Source organism: Faecalicatena contorta (genome assembly GCF_001404335.1).
Lineage (GTDB): Bacteria > Bacillota > Clostridia > Lachnospirales > Lachnospiraceae > Faecalicatena > Faecalicatena contortus_B.
This window is the reverse complement of record NZ_CYZU01000081.1, coordinates 1-17,136: the sequence shown is the minus strand read 5'-3', so window position 1 is coordinate 17,136 and position 17,136 is coordinate 1. Positions and strand designations below refer to the sequence as shown.

The following is a 17,136-nucleotide window of genomic DNA, read 5'->3' as shown; positions in this document are numbered from 1 at the left end:
GCACCTCCCCGGCCTCCCTGTCATAAAGCGTCCCCATCCGTCGACTAGGCTAAAGCTAGCCGACTAAATCCCGATTCTCGTTGTTTATAGGCCTGCATTATGGTAAACTGGTAGAAAAAGTTGTAAATAGGCTAGACTTCCGGGCTGTTATATGCGCCTGAAGACTGCTGAAAAGAACAATATATGAAAAAGGAGAATACCCATGAATCCGGTAAAAGTCAGAAATGTTGAGATAGGCAGCGGAATTCCGAAAATCTGTGTGCCAATAGTAGAAGTAACCAGGGAGAAGATTTTAAGCTCTGCCGCCGACATCATACGGATCGGCGCCGATGTCGTGGAATGGCGGGCAGACTGGTACGAGGATATTTTTGACTTTACAAAAGCAGAAGAGACGTTGAAAGAGCTTAGGAAAGTTCTCGGAGAGACCCCGCTTCTTTTCACTTTCCGCACCGTCAAAGAGGGTGGAGAAAAGCAGGCGGCAGCAGATATATACGTAGATCTGAATATAAAAACCATAGAGACCGGATATGCAGATCTGGTAGATGTAGAAATCTTTACAGGGGATGAGGCAATGAAACGGGTGGTAAAAACGGCCCATGGGCGCGGCGTGAAAGTGATTGCTTCCAATCATGATTTCCAGAAGACCCCGGAGAAAGAGGAAATTGTATCCAGACTATGCAGGATGCAGGAACTGGGAGCGGATATCCCCAAGATCGCTGTTATGCCCCGGAATAAAAAAGACGTGCTGACACTTCTGGCGGCTACGGAAGAGATGGTGTCTGTACATGCAGACCGGCCGATTATTACAATGTCTATGGCCGGCGCCGGTGTGATCAGCCGCCTGTGCGGGGAAGTATTCGGTTCAGCCCTGACTTTTGGATCTGCGGGGAAGGCTTCGGCACCGGGGCAGATGAAGGCAGAGGATCTGCGCACAGTGCTCGAACTGCTTCACAATAACCTGTAAGTCCGGGGGGATGCCGGGCAGGGCATATCCGGCGCATCTATACTTCCAGAATCTTTCTGACCTCGGCAACATTTCCGGTAAACACAATTCCGTCCATACCAAAAGCATTGCCGCTTCTGACATTCTCTTCTTTATCATCCAGGAAGAAGCATTCCTCAGGATTCAGATGATAGGTCTCGAACAGATACCGGTATATATCCGGTTCCGGCTTCATCATCTGAACCGGGGCGGAGAATACGATTCCGTCGAATTCCTTCGTAATCTCATAGTAATCGGCGTGTGCGGCGAAATGTGTGGATGCGTTTGACAATATGTATAGAGAAAATCCTTTCTTTTTCAGATCATGAATTAATTCCCAGGTTTCTTCCAGCGGGGTCAGATGAAGGCACCATTCGCGGGCAAACTGCCGGATATTTGGACGCAGGCGTTCAGGGGCCAGAGATGCCGCGTGTTCCATATACTCTTCATAGTCGATGGTGCCACGATCCAGGTCGTCCCAGGCATGGAAAATGGCCTGTTTCATCATCGCGGAATCTTCCGGGGACGGACAGAAAGGTCCGATAATCTGCTTTTCTCCAAACGTTACAATTACATTTCCAAAATCAAAGATAATATGTTTGTATTTCATCATTAAAATCCCTTTCGCATTCTGGGTAACAGTGCGGGCGGGCCTGAACTGCTACCATTTTTGTCCTTCGTTTCCATTGCTCCATACTAATTATGTTTTAAAAACTGTTTTCTGTATTCGCTTGGGGTCATATTCTCATGCTTTTTAAACATCTGTGTAAAATGGGAAAAATTGCTGTACCCCAGTTCTGCGGCAACCATACTGACAGGAATATTGGGATTCCTCAGCAGGTCTTTTGCGGCATCCACTTTTATCCGCAGAATATAATTCTTTACATTTTCGCCGATTTCTTTCTTAAACAATTTTGAAAAATATTCCGGACTGAAACAAACATAGTCGGCCACATCCTTCACCGATATATCTTTAGAAAGATTTTCCAGGATGTAATCAATGGCGCGCTGGACGGTATCTTTAGAGTCATCCTCACAGGATGCGTTTGATATGGCGGTGATAAGGAAACTGATTCCCGTCTTCAGCGACCGGATATCTTTAAAACAGCTCATATAATCGTTGTAGCTGTATTCCTCGGAAAACAGGCTCATGATATCAATTTTCCGTTTATAGGAATAGATAAAGAAGAGCTTGGTTAATTCCTGGTGGAATTCCGAAAGCGTCTCCAGGTTGAATCTGTTCAGGGAGGTATTGTAATCTAAAAAGGACTCAATATTGTCTTCCAGAAATATAAACTGATTATTCTCCAAAAGGCGTTCCCACCGTACTACATTTTCCGAAAGGCTCGTACTTTCAGGGGCGGGCATAGCTTCGTCAGAAAAATACAGGCCCGGTTTTCGGGAGACATTATTGACTGCCCGCTGATGCCCGGGCAATATGATATCTCTAATCGCAGCCACCTGGCTGCGGGGTGTAACGTAACAGGCCAATTCGGAGCGGATCTTGCCGCAGATATCCTCATAATAGGAGCTGTACATATCGGGTGCAAGAGTGGTGAGAGAATCTCCGTTACAGTACATAAGTAGAACAAACTGCTTATACCGGTTCAGACAGATTAGGGGGTAAATGTCAGGCCTGGCAAAGTTTTTAAGTGCATGCTCCATCAGAATGACCGAGATTGAGGAGTCGGAAAGCGACTGTTCCACAGAATCGGTGTAGGAATAAATATCAATAATAATGGCCTGCACATTCGATTCATCTTTTATCATATACCCCATCTTGTTCAAGGAAACCAGCGACTGCTCCTTGTTTGACGGATTGGAAGAAAATAAATTCAGGACGATATTGCTGAGCACCTCGAAATTATAGTAATCAGAGAGCTGCTGCCGGGTGAGAATTTTGGAGACGGCTCTCATAAGAACATCTTCAATCTCGTGGTAGGGGGCCGGCTGCACAATATAGTCAAAACATCCGAGTTTCATGCTTTCTTTTACGTAATCGAAAGATGCATGGGAAGTCAGGAGGATTCTGACAATAACCGGATAATTCTCGGCGATCCATCGATTTAATGAAAGGCCGTTTTCCCCCGGCATCTCAATATCCGACAAGAGGATTTGTATATCATTGGATTTGATGATATCTTTTGCGTCTGAAACATTGGTTGCTGTATAAACGTTTTCGATCTTAAGGGATACAAAATCCACCCCCTTAAGGATTCCATCCAGTACGGAGATCTGGTCGTCCACAATTAAAAGATTCATGATTTCCCCCTTTGTATGAGTGAGGACACTCAGAAACTTTGAGTGTCCGGGCCAGAGCATGCCTGGCAATTACAGATGTCCGCCGCCGACTGATACCTAAAGCTGCGGCGCCTCTATGAGCGGCAGATAAAGTAATCCGCAAGCGCCCCCGGCAGGTTTATTATAGAAAGCAAACTGATAATCTGTTTTATAAATGAGAGCAATTCTGCGCTTCAAATTCGAAATTCCCACGTGCTTTCTGGCAAACAAATCATTTTCCGAGCTGTTGAGCCGGTCAAGTGTCTCCTGGTCATATCCGGTTCCGTTGTCGCTCAGCATAATCTGCATAACCGGCTTCCCGTTCAGCTCAGCGCGTTCTATCTTTATGTCGAAGATGAGCAGGCTGCCGGATTCCCTGTTGTATTTGGCGGTGTTCTCCAGAAACGTCTGAATGATCAGCGACGGCACCCGGTAAGGAAGCAATGTTTCGTCAACCTGTGTATTCAGGATAAACGGACTGACCCGGTCCAGCAAAATGATATTATAATAGTCGTTTACCTCCGCCAGTTCAGACTGTAAAGTGACAAGTTTTAAGTTGTCATGGAAAATGTAGCGGAGATGATTTGAGAAAGCGATGATCATCCGCTGCATTTTTTCGTATTCTTTGCTTTCCAGCATATTGTATAAGCTTTTCAGACAGTTGATAAAAAAATGCGAGCGGGTCTGCATTTGGTAATACTGCAGGCGCGCATGGTCTTTTTCAAAGGCTTCCGCCTGTTTCTCATTGGTTAAAGTTATCTTTTGTTCGATCAGGTTCGACAGCGCGTTATTAATATTCTGGTATTCGATGATATTGCTGTGGCTGTCGGATAAAAATGAGGCCGGATCGTTCTGTTCTAAATGTTTTGTTGCTGCATTGATCTGATCCAATGGGTACAGCAGTATTTTATGAAAGGAATAAAATGTATAAACGATAATAATACAGGTCACGAACGCTGCCAGGACGAATACGAGAATGGATACCTTGGCAAAATCCCCCATATAGTCGGAATAGACCAGACAAAACATGCTGATGTCGGTTTCCTCTATGGGTGTAGTCATTATGTAATAATTAGAAAAAAACGGGTTTTTAGGATACGCCAGATTTGTCAAATCCATTCCTGCCTCAGTGACACTTATCTGGTTTGTAAGAATTTCGGTATTATTAAAAAAACCGAATTGAACCGGATTGTCCTCTGATTCATTATACGTCAGAAGGTCAAAATTTTCCAGATCAATCGTGGTACATACATATACATCTCTGACTTTTAGGGCCTTCATCAAAACAGAGTTGTGCGCATCCTGGAAAACGATCCATTTATTATAACTTGTCTGGTTTTCATCTAACCAATATTCTCTTAAATGATCCTTCAGCTGATAAATATATTGTTTCTCATCAGCGGAAAAGGATTCCCCTGCCGCATAGGTGGATACCCGTCTGTCCTGATCGAAAATGAAGATACATTCATAGGGAGCGACCTGCCGTTTCAGCATCTCGGTGACATTATAGTGGAGGATAACCTTATCGGTATCCTTTAAATTTTTTATGGTTAATAATTGAAATGAACTGTCCGAGTAACATAACTTCTGTTCAAAGGAGGTGCATTTTTTCATTTCAGTTTCCAGGGAACTGGAATAGTAGTCGATCCTGGCAGCTGCATTGGAGGACATTTGGTCTGAGTAAGATTTCATAAAAACGACGCAGTAAAAGATCAGCACTGCGGAAGTGCACAGAAACAATAACAGAAAGTATCTATATAAAAATTTCTTAATAGAATAAGGCCTCTTTTGTTTTAAAAATTTCATGGAATCCCCCCAGGTTAAACGTTTATAAAAATAGAACTGATTTCATAGTAACAAAACCGAAAGTGCAAGTCAAGAAATCGATAAAACAAGCCGGAAAATCGAAAATGTAAACGTTTGACATTTTTAATCTGCAATGAGAAGATATAAGAAGAAAACAAGAGGAGGAGAAGAACTGATGGCTTATTTAGAACTCAATGCTTTATCAACGATTTTGTGCGGATCATTCAGCGCGAAGATCTATCTGCCGGAAATGAACATGTTAGACCTGGATGATGAAAAACACGAAAAAAAGTACCCGGTATTATGGCTTCTTCACAGCGAGGGAGGGACGTCGCTGGACTGGAACAGGACGATGGCCGAGAATTGCGCGGCAGAATACGGTATCTTTATCATTGCGCCAGACGCACAGCATTCCATTTGTACGAACATGGATTACGGCCCCAAATACGAAGAATTTCTTGCATCAGAGCTGCCGGGGATCTGCAGAAATAATCTGCCTATTTCAGAAGATCCGGCGTTAAACTGGATCGGAGGAACCGGGACAGGCGCTTACGGGGCGATAAAAGCTGCGCTTAAGCACCCGGATTTATTTACAAAATGCATTGCTATGGACGGGATCTTTGATATGGATCACATCTGCAGGCTGGCAATGAACGGGGAACCGACAGGTATCTTCCACAATGAGGAATCACTCAGGGCCGTGTTCGGCGATATTACAAAAATATCTGAAAGCGGGCATGATGTGTATGCGCTTGCGAAGAAGTGCCGGGCAGGGGCGTTTTACATAACAGGAACCAAAACTTCTAAATATGCGGCAGAGAGAAAACGCCTGGCAGTATCCTTAAAGGAACAGGCGGTTCTGGTGGAAACAGAAGGGGAAATCATGGATTTCAGTGAACCAATGGTATTGAAAAAGGCCATAGCATGGTTATGCGGCAGATAAAATGAAAAAATGGATCGTGTCCTGAACGGCTCGGACATAGAAGTCATAAACATATTGGAGTAGGAGGAAAAGAAAATGGCGAATTTCAGATTGCATTATTTTTCGGAGGCGCTGCGTATGACGGTGGGAGTGAACGTAATTATCCCGGAAAATACATGGGGGCATTCCCTGGCAGACAGGCCGAAGGGATACCGTTATCCGGTGCTGTGGCTTCAGTCAGGCGGCGGCTTTGACTATACGGACTGGCAGAGATACACGGCCCTGGAATTATATGCGGCGGAGGCAGGAGTCGCAGTGGTTTGCAGCGGCACATACTGTTCAGGTTATATGGATACCAAACATGGGGATTTCAAGTATTTTACACAGCTTTCCATTGAAACACCGAAAGTGGTAAGACATTTATTTCCCCTGTCCGAGGATCCGAAGGAAAACTATATAGCAGGATTTTCCATGGGCGGTTATGGTTCTCTCAAATGGATGCTGCGGGATCCGGAGAAGTTTGCTGCATTCGGACTGTTTTCAGGAATTAAAAATGTACCGGAAATCCTTCCGGAAAAGGAGGACAGGGAAGACGATTTTTATATGTTTGCCTCGGCCTTCGGAGATGCTGCCAATACACTGGGGACAGAAGACGATGTAGTCTATGTGCTTAAGAAACAGCTGGATGCAGGGAAAAAACTCCCCAGGGGATATATGGCCACGGGGGTAGAGGATACGCACTATGAAGACAACGTTGCATTTATGGATAAATATGAGGCAATGGGGCTGAGATTCGAGAGGACGATTGACCATGGGGCGCATAATTGGGAATACTGCAACCGCCATGTCAAAAAGTTCCTGGACTGGCTGGATATCAGGGAGACTTTTCAGCGGGATGCGGAATAGGATAAGGAGAGGAACAGTTTGTACCTGTGTGCAATTTAATGATCTGATTAAAGAACTGTTCATAAGGAGGAGAATATGGGAGAGATGTATTTAAGACCGGGAACGCCGGATGATAACAACAGAGAGTACCTTCCGGAGAAACTGAAGGGTACGGATATTGTGGTGAACGAGAACGGAAACAACTCGCAGCCGTATCCCAAAAACCTCAGGGAATTTCATGGCGTGATAGCGGACGGGATCGAAGACGAGTGGTATGTCTATGTGCCGGACAGCTACAACCCACTGGAAAAGACACCTTTGGTCATGTCCATGCACGGCGGCATGATGACCGGTTGGGGGCAGGCCGTCTACACCTCGTGGACAATGGCTGCCGACAGGGACGGATTTATCGTCGTTTTCCCGAATGCAAGTTATAACAGGTTCTGGCAGGTCCAGTGGGGAACATGGGAAATTGACCCCGAAAAACGCACGCCGGGATCAATGGAAGGGGAACCCCAGGGGGTGCTGTGCTGTCCCGAAGATGTAGCAGAAAACCATGACATTAAGTTTGCGAAAGGGCTCATAGAGCTGATGAAGAAGACCTATCACATCGATGAGGGCAGAATCTTTATGCAGGGAATGTCCATGGGAAATATGATGACGGGGCTGTTTGCAAGACATTTTGGGAATCTTCTGGCTGGGGCCGCCGGTTCGGGAGCAGCGGCATTTTTGTCCCTTCTTTATCATAAGGACGGGAAGATTCTCAACCAGGGCGGTCCGCTTGCGGTTTGGCAGTCCAGGCCGGAACTCAATGCAATTCCCCCCGGAAGGGAGATTGAGAAAAAAGTACATAAATACAACCGGCTGTACTGGATGCGGATTAATGAAAGCAGCCTGATTCCGGAGATTACAATCCAGGGAGAAAATAACCTGGCATTTTATAAAGGAAAGCACGCAGACGTGGTATATTATGACATTAAAAACCGGGATCATGGGCAGACATTTGATGATGCGGCGCTGATCTGGGATTACTTCTTTTCCGGAATCAGAAGAGAAAAAGACGGTTCCATTGTTTGTACGCAGCCTGTCAGAGAGAGGCGCGGCGATGCTTTTGCTTTTTCTATTACACCCGGCAGTTCGAAGGTGTGGTTTCAAAACCGCATTCAGGAAATGCCCGGCCCGGCGCTGAAATGGCAGAAAATGAAATATCATGGACTGGAAGGCGGACAGAAAATCAGAGGGGAATATGTCATGGTTCCCCTATCATTTCTGGCAGAGGCTTTCGGCGCTGAACTTGCATATAAAGAAGATAATCTGACGGCAGGAATGACGATGTCAGACGGAAAGAAACTGCAGTTTGCAAGGGGAAGCATCGGATGTGTCATGGACAATTCCCTGGTGCAGATGTACTGCGAGGCACTGCACAGAAGCGGGGAGCTTTATGTCTCTGTGGAGTGGTTTTCAGAATATATCTGCAATATGCATGTGTCAGCCTGCGAAGATGTGGTATATGTGACGGATCATTCCAATAAGCTGTCGGCAAACATGGCGGATCTGATAAAAGATTTACTGATGGATACGATTGTACCTGATCATTACGAAGAAATGCTGTAGTACAGCGTTCCATAAATAACTAAATCATTATTGCTGTGCACACCCGCAGGATGTGAGCAGTAACAGATTATCCACAGGAGGGAGAAAAATGGAGAATAAAATAAAAATACTGCCCGGTATACCGGATGATGACAACAGGGAATATCTGCCGGAAGCGATCAAAGGCTCGGACATCGTTGTGAATGAAAACGGCAACAATTCACAACCCTATCCAAAGAACCTTCAGGAGTTCCATGGAATTATGGGCAATGATACGGAAGACGAATGGTATGAATATGTCCCGGAGTGCTACGATCAGTCCAGGAAGACGCCCCTGGTATTGGCCATGCACGGAGGCCTGATGACAGGCTGGGGGCAGGCGGTCTATACATCGTGGACAATGGTGGCGGACAGAGACAATATCATCGTGGTATTTCCAAATGCCCATACAAGAAGATTATGGACCATGGAGGCTACGGAGGTTGAGCGTAGGGTGGATGAACAAATGCCCGATGATATCAAACAAAATCTGTCGGATAATGAGAATAATCCGGATATAAAAATGGTATTTGCCTTACTGGAATATCTTAAAGAGAAATACAACATTGATGAGGAACGGATTTTCATGCAGGGTATGTCCAATGGAAATATGTTTACCTCCCAGTTTGCCAGATATTTTGGAAACCTTCTGACAGCGGCATCCGGAGCAGGAGGGGGCACGCCGAACCCACGCCTGCTGTTTGCAGATGGGAAGATAAAAAATGAGGCCGGTCCGGTGGGAATGTGGACCTCCATCCCGGAGACAAATGGGTGTCCGCCCTGGTGTGAATTCGATGACCAGACGATTTATAAATACACAAGGGTGTATTGGAATGAAGTAAATGGCTGCCGCCAGGATCCCGAAATCAGTATTATTGGCGAGGATGCTTTCGCTTTTTATAAAGGGGATCAGGCAGACACGGTATTTTTTGAAATTAAGAACCGAGACCATGGACAGACATTGGATGAGGCGGCGATTGTGTGGGATTACTATTTTTCAGGGCTTAGAAGAAAAGCAGACGGAACGATTGTGGATGAAGGCTCCAGGATTCCGCGGACAGGCGATGCATTTGCCATAGCTGTTGCAGAGGGATGCAGGACAGCATGGGTTAACAACCAGAGAGCCGAAATGAAAACGCCGGCAGTAAAATGGCAAAAGTTAAAATATCACGGCCTGAACGGAGGCCAGAAGGTCAGGGGAGAGTATCTCTGTGTTCCGGTTTCTTTGATCGCACAGGCGTTTGGGGCGGAATATAAATATGAAGCGGACGGGGCAATTGCCTATCTGTATCTGGAAGATAAAAGAGTGCTGCAGTTTGCAAGAGGCAGCATCGGATGTGTGATTGACAATGAGATCAGATGTATGTACTGCGAGGCCCTGCACCGGGACGGGGAATTGTGTATTTCACTGGAGTGGTTTGCACGTTTTATCATGAATATGTGTGCATCAAAATGTGGTGATGTCCTTTATGTCACAGATCATCACGCAGAATTAGGAGTAAATATGGCTGATCTTATCCGCAATCTCCTGCGCGGTGTGAAAGAGCAGATTGTGATTGATTAGAGGAAAGGGGACAGCGGAAAATAAAAGCTATAATTTCCCCAAAACCCATGTGAAAGGAAAAGCAATATGGCAGATATCAGAATTCTGCAGGGAACACCGGATGATGATAACCGGGAATACCTGCCGGAAAAAATAAGAAATACAGACATTGTTGTCAATGAAAACGGCAACAATTCGATCGTGTATCCGAAAAGACTTCAGGAATTCAAAGAGGCAGTCATCGACGGGGTGGAAGATGTCTGGTATGAATATGTTCCGGAGAGCTATGATCCATCCAAAAAGGTCCCGCTTATCATCGGTCTGCACGGCGGACTTATGACGGGATGGGGCCATGCGGTCTATACCTCATGGACATTGGCGGCGGACAGGGAGGGATTTATCTGTCTTTTCCCCAATGCCCATGAAAAAAGAATGTGGGCAAATTACGGAGTATTCGATAACTTTGATCCTGCAGCAGCACCGGATCTTCCGATCGTGCAGCCTCCCGAGGATATTGAGAAAAATCATGATATGAATATGATTCTTGCGCTGATCGGCAGGATGAAGGAAAAGTACAGTATTGATGAGGGCAGAATCTTTATGCAGGGCATGTCCATGGGCAATATCATGACGGGGCAGTTTGCAAGGCAGTACGGCGATATTCTGGCAGGAGCGGCGGGGTCAGGCGGTCCCTGCGAGCTCAGGAACATCTTCGACCCGGACGGGAAGATAATCAACAGGGCGGGACATCTTGCAGTCTGGCAGTCAAGGCCTGAAAAGAATGGTCTCCCTCCCGGAAAAGAATACGATGAATATACAATCAATAAGATGAACAGGATCTACTGGATGAAGCTGAACGACTGCGGACTAATCCCACAGATCCGGATTATCGGAGAAAATAATTTTGCATTTTATAAGGGCAGCAAGGCAGACCTGGTTTACCTGGATATTAAGAACAGGGACCATGGACAGACTCTGGATGAAGCATTTTTGTACTGGGATTATCTTTTCTCCGGAACCAGGAGGAATCCAGACGGAACCATTACCCATGAGGAAAGTAAACTTCCAAGAACAGGCGATGAATTCGGGATCGCCGTGGCAGGTGGATATGACAAAGCCTGGTTTAAAAACCAGGTAATGGAGTTGAAGACCAAAGCGGTCCAGTGGGATAAACTGAAGTACCATGGACTGAACGGAGGCCAGATTGTCAGAGGATCCTATCTTTGCGTTCCACTGTCGTTTATTGCGGAGGTATTTGAGGCAGACTATGAGGCGGAGGATCATGCGGCATCGGTTGTCCTGCTCCTGAAAGACGGCAGAAGGCTGCAGTTTGCAAGGGGAAGCATCGGGTGCGTCATTGACGATACGGTCAGATGTATGTACTGTGAGGCGCTGCACCGGGATAACGAGCTGCTGGTATCCATCGAATGGTTTGCAAAATACTTCTACAGCCTTCAGGTCTCAAGCTGTAATGGGGTTACATACATCACAGACCATTTTGCAGATCTGTCGGCGTTTATGGCGGATATCATAAAGGATCTGTTCAAAGGAGAAATGGTTCCGGATCATTATTCTGCCCTTTTGTAAAGGATATAGGCTTAGAGTATTGATACGAAAAGGGTGAAATGAAGAGACAAGAAAAGTGCCGCCGGCTAAAGGCGGCGGAATGGAGATGAATATGAAAAAAATCGTTGCATATGTGCATATAGGAGATTATGGTCAGGCTGTTGACAACATAAAGTTTATCACCGATAATGAAATAATTATGAGTGACGTGTCTGTTAATATAGAAAGACACTTCTGTGATTTGAGCGGAAAGGCACTTTCCAAAGGAGTACTGTCTGCGGAACAAATCGAGGGCGGCGTGGAGGTTGCATTTGACCCGTTTTTATACAGATATGATTTTAGAATCACCGGTAAGATCGGCGGGGAAGACATAGAGGTTACAAAAGATAATATTGACGAAGTAGTCGTAAAGGATTTGGATACATTTACCGCCAGGAAGGAAAACGGCGTTATCTACAGGATATATGAACCGGAGGCGGCCTCGGCAAGACCCCTGGTGCTGTTTCTCCATGGCGGGGGGGAATGCGGGGAAGACAATGTGCTCCAGATGACGGGGACGCTGGGCGCCCTGAGGCTGGCCGAAAAGTGGCCGGATATGTATATTATGGCTCCCCAGGCGCCTGCCGGTTCCCTGACCATGCAGGAGAACTTTGAAGTCATGAGAAAAAGAGGCAACCCATTCCGCGTGGAGATGGGAATGACTCCGTTTGCGCTCAAGGGAGAGCGGGGCTGGAACCGGGACTATCTGGGAAAGGTCACCGATATCATACGCCGGATGATAGAGGAAGGAAAAGTAGACGCAAAAAGAGTCTATGTCATTGGCATGAGCATGGGCGGAGGCGGAACGATCAACGCGGTTTCCACTGCCCCGGATTTGTTTGCGGCGGCGCTGCCGATCTGTCCGAGCATGAATGGGGAGAGTTATCCCCAGCTGCTGCACTGGCCCAAGGTGCCCGTATGGATCTCAACGGCTTATATGGATCATCAGCATGGCCGGCACGCGTACATATTAAATGCCTGCAATAAGCTTTGGGGCGAGGGCAGGACGGATGTGAAGTATACCATGTATCTTCCGGAAGAACTGGAAAAGTACGGAATTGGCAGTACGGAAGGGATCAACGATAAAGAACTGGATGCAGAAAATCATAACAGCTGGATCCTTACCCTGCACAATGAAAATGGGATTTTGGACTGGATGATTTCGCATGTAAAGGAATGAGTTACTATGCGCGGCCTATAGGCCGTGAATAGTAACAGGAATGTGGATAAAAGAAGGACGAATGGGATAACAAACTCCGGGTTCAGGAGTACTGTGGAAAAACCTCCGAGAAATCAGAGGCAGAGAGTAACAGTTCAGGCCTGCCTGAACTGTTACGGCAGAGAACAATATGTAACGGTTATCAGGTAAAAAGGGGATTGACAAGATGCCAACAATCAAAGATGTAGCGAAACATGCAGATGTCTCTATTGCAACGGTTTCGAGAATAATCAACAATAAAGGGCCGATCAGCGAGAAAACGCGGAAAAAGGTTTATGACTCCATGAAGGAGCTGAATTACCTTCCAAATGAAATGGCCAGGGCGCTGCAAAAGAAAAAAAGCAATATGATCGGCCTGATTGTGCCGTCAATTCAGTATGAGTTCTTTGGCAGACTGGCCGAAGCGGTAGAAGAGACATGCCATGCGCATGGTTATAAGTTAATGCTCTGCCGCTCCGACGAGAATGAAGACCGGGAAATCGAGATGGTATCCATGCTGGAGGGCAATAAGGTAGACGGGATTATCCTCTGCAGCAGGCTGGGAGACACCGGAATATATGCAGGAAAAACCACGATGCCTATCGTCAGTATAGACAGAGAGATTGAGGGCTTTTCCACAGTGATGTCAGATAACTATCAGGGAGGAACGCTGGCGGCCAGGGCATTAATCGAATCAGGCTGTTCGCATCCGGTCCTCTTTGGAGATCATATTCCAAAATACATGCCTATGAACGACAGGAATACCGGATTTTTTGAGGAGTGCAGAAGACTGGGGAAAGAACCGGGGCATATTTTAGCTTCTGAACACCGAAATGATGAGGGCGCGGCAGCAGCGGAGTTTTTACGCGGTTTTGAGAAGCACCGGAATATGGATGGATTATTTGTAACCAGCGATGCGCTGGCCTCGAGTATTATCTGCAGCCCTGAGGTACAGGAAACAGGGATACTGGATCAGATGCCGGTCATTTCCTACGATGGTCTGGAAATATCCAGACTGCTCCAGATAAGCTCTGTAGCACAGCCCATTGCAGAAATGGGAACGGCTGCGGCAGTCCAGCTTATGAAGGAAATTGAGGAACAGGCAGGCAGCAGGCGTTTTGTCTTTCCGGTAAGCTTGATCGAAAGAAAAAGTACGATAAAATATAAGAGGGAGCTTAAAAAAATGAATTTTGATAAGCTGACAGAATATATGGATTCATTGAATAAAGAATATGGCATTCCGGCAGCAGATTGTAAGATTACAAAAGGCCATGAAGTTATTTACCGCCATATGGTAGGATATGCAGATTATGAAAAGAATAAGCCGATAACGGAACAGACATGTTTCAGATTTTTTTCGGCTACAAAGTTGATTACGATGACAGCCGTGATGCAGCAGATCGAACGGGGAAATCTGGGGCTGTATGACGAAGTAAGAAAGTATCTTCCGGAATACGGGATTATGAAAGTAGCAGATGAGTTTCAGTTTGAGTTTCCCATAAGATGGCCGAAGTCATCAGACCCATGCCACTACGCCCACAATCCCATCCGAATTATAGACCTTATGACGATGACAGCCGGGCTGTCCTATGATACTGAATCAGCAGAAATAACAGCGATCCGGGAAAAGAGCGGCAATCAGGCTTCCACAAGAGAAGTCATCGCTGAGATCGCGAAGATGCCGCTTGTATATGAACCCGGCGCCAGATATTCATACGGGCTGGGGCATGATGTTTTGGCTGCGGTAGTCGAAGTTATCACAGGCCGGAGGTACTCAGACTACTTAAAAGAAAATATATTTGAACCCCTTGGCATACAGGATCTCTATTTTCATAAGAGCCAGGACCGGGGCCGGGCAGACCGGGTCTGTGCACTGCATATGGGGGTTTTTGGCACGGATGAGATCGTGCCGGATAACGGTTCCTTGTCAGAAGGATTTCAGATCACGGCCAATTATGAAAGCGGCGGGGCCGGCCTTGCCGGAACGGTGGATGCGTACAGTATATTTATCGACGCACTATGCAATGGAGGTGAAGGCGCAAATGGGGTCAGAATTCTCTCGGAAGAATCCGTAAAGATGTTCACGGTGTCGTATACAACCGGGCAGATGAGCCGGGATTTTGCCATGTGCGGCAAGGCCGGATACGAATACGGCCTGGGAGTAAGAGTACTTGTGGATGGTAAAATGTCAAAATCACCGGTCGGTGAGTTTGGCTGGGATGGGGCGGCAGGAGCATATGTGCTGGTTGATACGGTGAATAAGGTCAGTATCTTCTATTCACAGCATGTCGTTGGGTATCCAAAAGCTTATCATGACATACATCCAAAAATCAGAGATCTTGCATATGAGGGGATATTAGGTGACAAGCTTTAAATTTGGCGGCGGTCGGGGCGCGAAATGAAGGGACAGCCCAAAGCGTCGTACCCGAAAACGGTGTTGGCACATGTGGGAGTTGATGGAGTTGTTGAGGTAAATTATGTAGACGTGTCTGCACCAATCAACGAAGAGAGCTGCGAAAAATCAAAAATGGGAAAATCATATTGAAATTTTTGTTGTAATTTTAAGGAGGAGAACATATAATAAACAAATACACAAGCGGATGATGTTGATGCAGGATTGAAATCTTGACATCGGCATAGAATTGTGTATAATTAAATTAAAGACAGGTGATTCCCTACCGAAGTTTATAATCACTCTGATTATGAAATGGGAAATAATAAAGTGTGGTGATTCTCCACCAAAGTCGTTGAAGTGAGAGACGATAAAGACAGGTGATTCCCTACCGAAGTTTATAACTTATGTAGTTATGAAATGGGAGACGATAAGGCTGATAGGGGAAGCGAAATGCTTCCCCTATATTTTTAGGAGAAGTACGAATGAAATGTGAGGAATTTAAAATAGTTCATGTGGACTTAAATTATCTTAAAGTATTGTATGATGCGGATAATGAAGTAATGTATAGAGAAGGCGCAGAATATGCTAAAAAGCCATTTCTTGGAATTTTAGTAACGAATGATGAGAAAAAGTATGTGATTCCATTTACTTCTGCAAAAGAAAAACATAAAAGTTGGGCAGATGTGAATCAAGCGTATTATCGAATTTATGAGATAATAGATATGAGAACTGCGGTATATGATTCAAAAGATATTATTGTGGATATTACAAATACTTCCATTTTATCTAATAAGGGAATTGCGGAAGAAGAATATCATAATTATAAAAAAAGAATTCTGTCAGTTATAGAAATTAAGAAAATGATACCTGTTGTTGAAGGCGTTTATTCTTTGGCAGACCTATCAATAAATTCTGAATTGTCAAAAGATGAACGTAATTGGCGGACGTTGACATACAAAGAATATTTGTTTTATAAAAATATAAAAGATGGTATTTTGCAGAGAGCAAAGAAGATTTATGACAAACAAATGAAAACAGGAAAGGTGCTTAAATTCCATTGTGATTATAAAAAGTTAGAAGCTGTAGCATGTTTATATAAAACAACGGCATAGAATAAAAAGAGTTAATTTCAAATTTTACATAGCCGAGTGGTTTTCAAAGCGAAGATCACCCGGCTATTTTTGTGCCCTGATATTCCAAGTTCAACCGGAAATATCAAATTACGGGCAGGAGAGGAAATGAATATTATGCCATATATCGCACCAGAAGTTGCGCAGGAAGTAAAGAAAATGGAATCGGTGGGCGGTCGGCACTTGACTAAAAAAGATTTCTAGGATTTGTATTAGAGCGTGTTTGAAAATAAAATGAAGATGTATTATTATCGGAAGATTATTTGTGACATTACGATTTTTGTTCGTTTTTATGTGAAATGAAAGAAAATATCTTGAATAAGAAACCTGAAACTGAATAAAAACAGCTAATTTTTTTGGCGATTCCCAGACGGGGGAAGTCCCTAAACGTTCGGCAATGCCGAATATAAGAACCTTGTCAAAGATACCGTACATGCTAGAATATAATTATACTAGGATTAAACCCTGATGCGCCCAGGAAAACAGAGCTTTCAGAATGTGGGAGCGGGATCAACAAGAATAATAAAAATAAAGACATTGCTTTTGATTTTCCAAATACTGTTCAAGTGATGAGGTTCAACTTGACCTGGCTGTAAATGAAGGGAATTCTCCGGTTGCAAATTCTGTATTTACAGCGGAAGAATACCTGGAAGTATTCCCGGATGCGGACGCTCCATAAAGGGATAGCCGAAAACCTCCCGGAGAACATCCATGTCCTTTCAAAAACGCGGCCGCGGACCTAAGAAATTCTAGGCGGG

General features: G+C 45.2%; 12 protein-coding genes. 9 read left to right on the top strand and 3 right to left on the bottom strand.

The window, feature by feature from the left end:
- Positions 1–202 precede the first annotated feature (202 nt).
- Positions 203–964 (top strand): type I 3-dehydroquinate dehydratase, encoded by a 762-nt coding sequence (gene aroD / locus ARB69_RS23845; RefSeq protein ID WP_055155219.1) that lies wholly within the window; start codon positions 203–205, stop codon positions 962–964.
- A gap of 37 nt (positions 965–1,001) precedes the next feature.
- Here aroD and ARB69_RS23840 read toward each other — a convergent pair whose 3' ends face one another.
- The 3 genes from ARB69_RS23840 to ARB69_RS23830 form a co-directional block, all read right to left on the bottom strand.
- Positions 1,002–1,595, bottom strand: a complete 594-nt coding sequence (locus tag ARB69_RS23840; protein ID WP_055155218.1) for an HAD family hydrolase — start codon at positions 1,593–1,595, stop codon at positions 1,002–1,004.
- Positions 1,596–1,678: 83 nt separating this feature from the next.
- Positions 1,679–3,244 (bottom strand): response regulator transcription factor, encoded by a 1,566-nt coding sequence (locus ARB69_RS23835; protein ID WP_055155217.1) that lies wholly within the window; start codon positions 3,242–3,244, stop codon positions 1,679–1,681.
- 96 nt (positions 3,245–3,340) lie between these two features.
- The gene (locus ARB69_RS23830) at positions 3,341–5,068 is read right to left on the bottom strand and encodes a sensor histidine kinase (RefSeq protein ID WP_050640211.1); all 1,728 of its coding nucleotides are present in this window, start codon (positions 5,066–5,068) and stop codon (positions 3,341–3,343) included.
- A 175-nt stretch (positions 5,069–5,243) separates the two neighbouring features.
- On the opposite strand from ARB69_RS23830, the gene ARB69_RS23825 reads away from it, so the two are divergent.
- The 8 genes from ARB69_RS23825 (at position 5,244) to ARB69_RS23790 (ending at position 16,360) form a co-directional block, all read left to right on the top strand.
- Positions 5,244–6,011, top strand: a complete 768-nt coding sequence (locus ARB69_RS23825) for an alpha/beta hydrolase-fold protein (protein ID WP_055155216.1) — start codon at positions 5,244–5,246, stop codon at positions 6,009–6,011.
- 75 nt (positions 6,012–6,086) lie between these two features.
- Positions 6,087–6,896: an alpha/beta hydrolase gene (locus ARB69_RS23820; protein ID WP_055155215.1), complete on the top strand. Its 810-nt coding sequence runs from the start codon at positions 6,087–6,089 to the stop codon at positions 6,894–6,896.
- A gap of 75 nt (positions 6,897–6,971) precedes the next feature.
- Complete coding sequence (locus tag ARB69_RS23815) at positions 6,972–8,489, top strand: stalk domain-containing protein (RefSeq protein WP_055155214.1); 1,518 nt, start codon at positions 6,972–6,974, stop codon at positions 8,487–8,489.
- An 88-nt stretch (positions 8,490–8,577) separates the two neighbouring features.
- Positions 8,578–10,071 carry an alpha/beta hydrolase family esterase gene (locus tag ARB69_RS23810; protein WP_055155213.1) on the top strand — a complete coding sequence of 498 codons (1,494 nt, stop codon included), beginning with the start codon at positions 8,578–8,580 and terminating at the stop codon, positions 10,069–10,071.
- Positions 10,072–10,137: 66 nt separating this feature from the next.
- Positions 10,138–11,637, top strand: coding sequence for an alpha/beta hydrolase family esterase (locus tag ARB69_RS23805; protein WP_055155212.1), 1,500 nt, complete (start codon positions 10,138–10,140; stop codon positions 11,635–11,637).
- A 91-nt stretch (positions 11,638–11,728) separates the two neighbouring features.
- The gene (locus tag ARB69_RS23800) at positions 11,729–12,835 is read left to right on the top strand and encodes a prolyl oligopeptidase family serine peptidase (RefSeq protein WP_157355724.1); all 1,107 of its coding nucleotides are present in this window, start codon (positions 11,729–11,731) and stop codon (positions 12,833–12,835) included.
- A 205-nt stretch (positions 12,836–13,040) separates the two neighbouring features.
- On the top strand, positions 13,041–15,227 hold the full coding sequence (locus ARB69_RS26320; protein ID WP_055155210.1) for a serine hydrolase: 2,187 nt from the start codon (positions 13,041–13,043) through the stop codon (positions 15,225–15,227).
- Between the two features lie 503 nt (positions 15,228–15,730).
- The gene (locus ARB69_RS23790) at positions 15,731–16,360 is read left to right on the top strand and encodes a type III toxin-antitoxin system ToxN/AbiQ family toxin (RefSeq protein ID WP_055155209.1); all 630 of its coding nucleotides are present in this window, start codon (positions 15,731–15,733) and stop codon (positions 16,358–16,360) included.
- The last annotated feature ends 776 nt before the right edge of the window (positions 16,361–17,136 follow it).

What these genes read in the sequence shown, in the direction of transcription:
- aroD (WP_055155219.1), top strand. Translation starts at nt 203, where the DNA reads ATGAATCCGGTAAAAGTCAGAAATGTTGAGATAGGCAGCGGAATTCCG.
- ARB69_RS23840 (WP_055155218.1), bottom strand. Translation starts at nt 1,595, where the DNA reads ATGATGAAATACAAACATATTATCTTTGATTTTGGAAATGTAATTGTA.
- ARB69_RS23835 (WP_055155217.1), bottom strand. Translation starts at nt 3,244, where the DNA reads ATGAATCTTTTAATTGTGGACGACCAGATCTCCGTACTGGATGGAATC.
- ARB69_RS23830 (WP_050640211.1), bottom strand. Translation starts at nt 5,068, where the DNA reads ATGAAATTTTTAAAACAAAAGAGGCCTTATTCTATTAAGAAATTTTTA.
- ARB69_RS23825 (WP_055155216.1), top strand. Translation starts at nt 5,244, where the DNA reads ATGGCTTATTTAGAACTCAATGCTTTATCAACGATTTTGTGCGGATCA.
- ARB69_RS23820 (WP_055155215.1), top strand. Translation starts at nt 6,087, where the DNA reads ATGGCGAATTTCAGATTGCATTATTTTTCGGAGGCGCTGCGTATGACG.
- ARB69_RS23815 (WP_055155214.1), top strand. Translation starts at nt 6,972, where the DNA reads ATGGGAGAGATGTATTTAAGACCGGGAACGCCGGATGATAACAACAGA.
- ARB69_RS23810 (WP_055155213.1), top strand. Translation starts at nt 8,578, where the DNA reads ATGGAGAATAAAATAAAAATACTGCCCGGTATACCGGATGATGACAAC.
- ARB69_RS23805 (WP_055155212.1), top strand. Translation starts at nt 10,138, where the DNA reads ATGGCAGATATCAGAATTCTGCAGGGAACACCGGATGATGATAACCGG.
- ARB69_RS23800 (WP_157355724.1), top strand. Translation starts at nt 11,729, where the DNA reads ATGAAAAAAATCGTTGCATATGTGCATATAGGAGATTATGGTCAGGCT.
- ARB69_RS26320 (WP_055155210.1), top strand. Translation starts at nt 13,041, where the DNA reads ATGCCAACAATCAAAGATGTAGCGAAACATGCAGATGTCTCTATTGCA.
- ARB69_RS23790 (WP_055155209.1), top strand. Translation starts at nt 15,731, where the DNA reads ATGAAATGTGAGGAATTTAAAATAGTTCATGTGGACTTAAATTATCTT.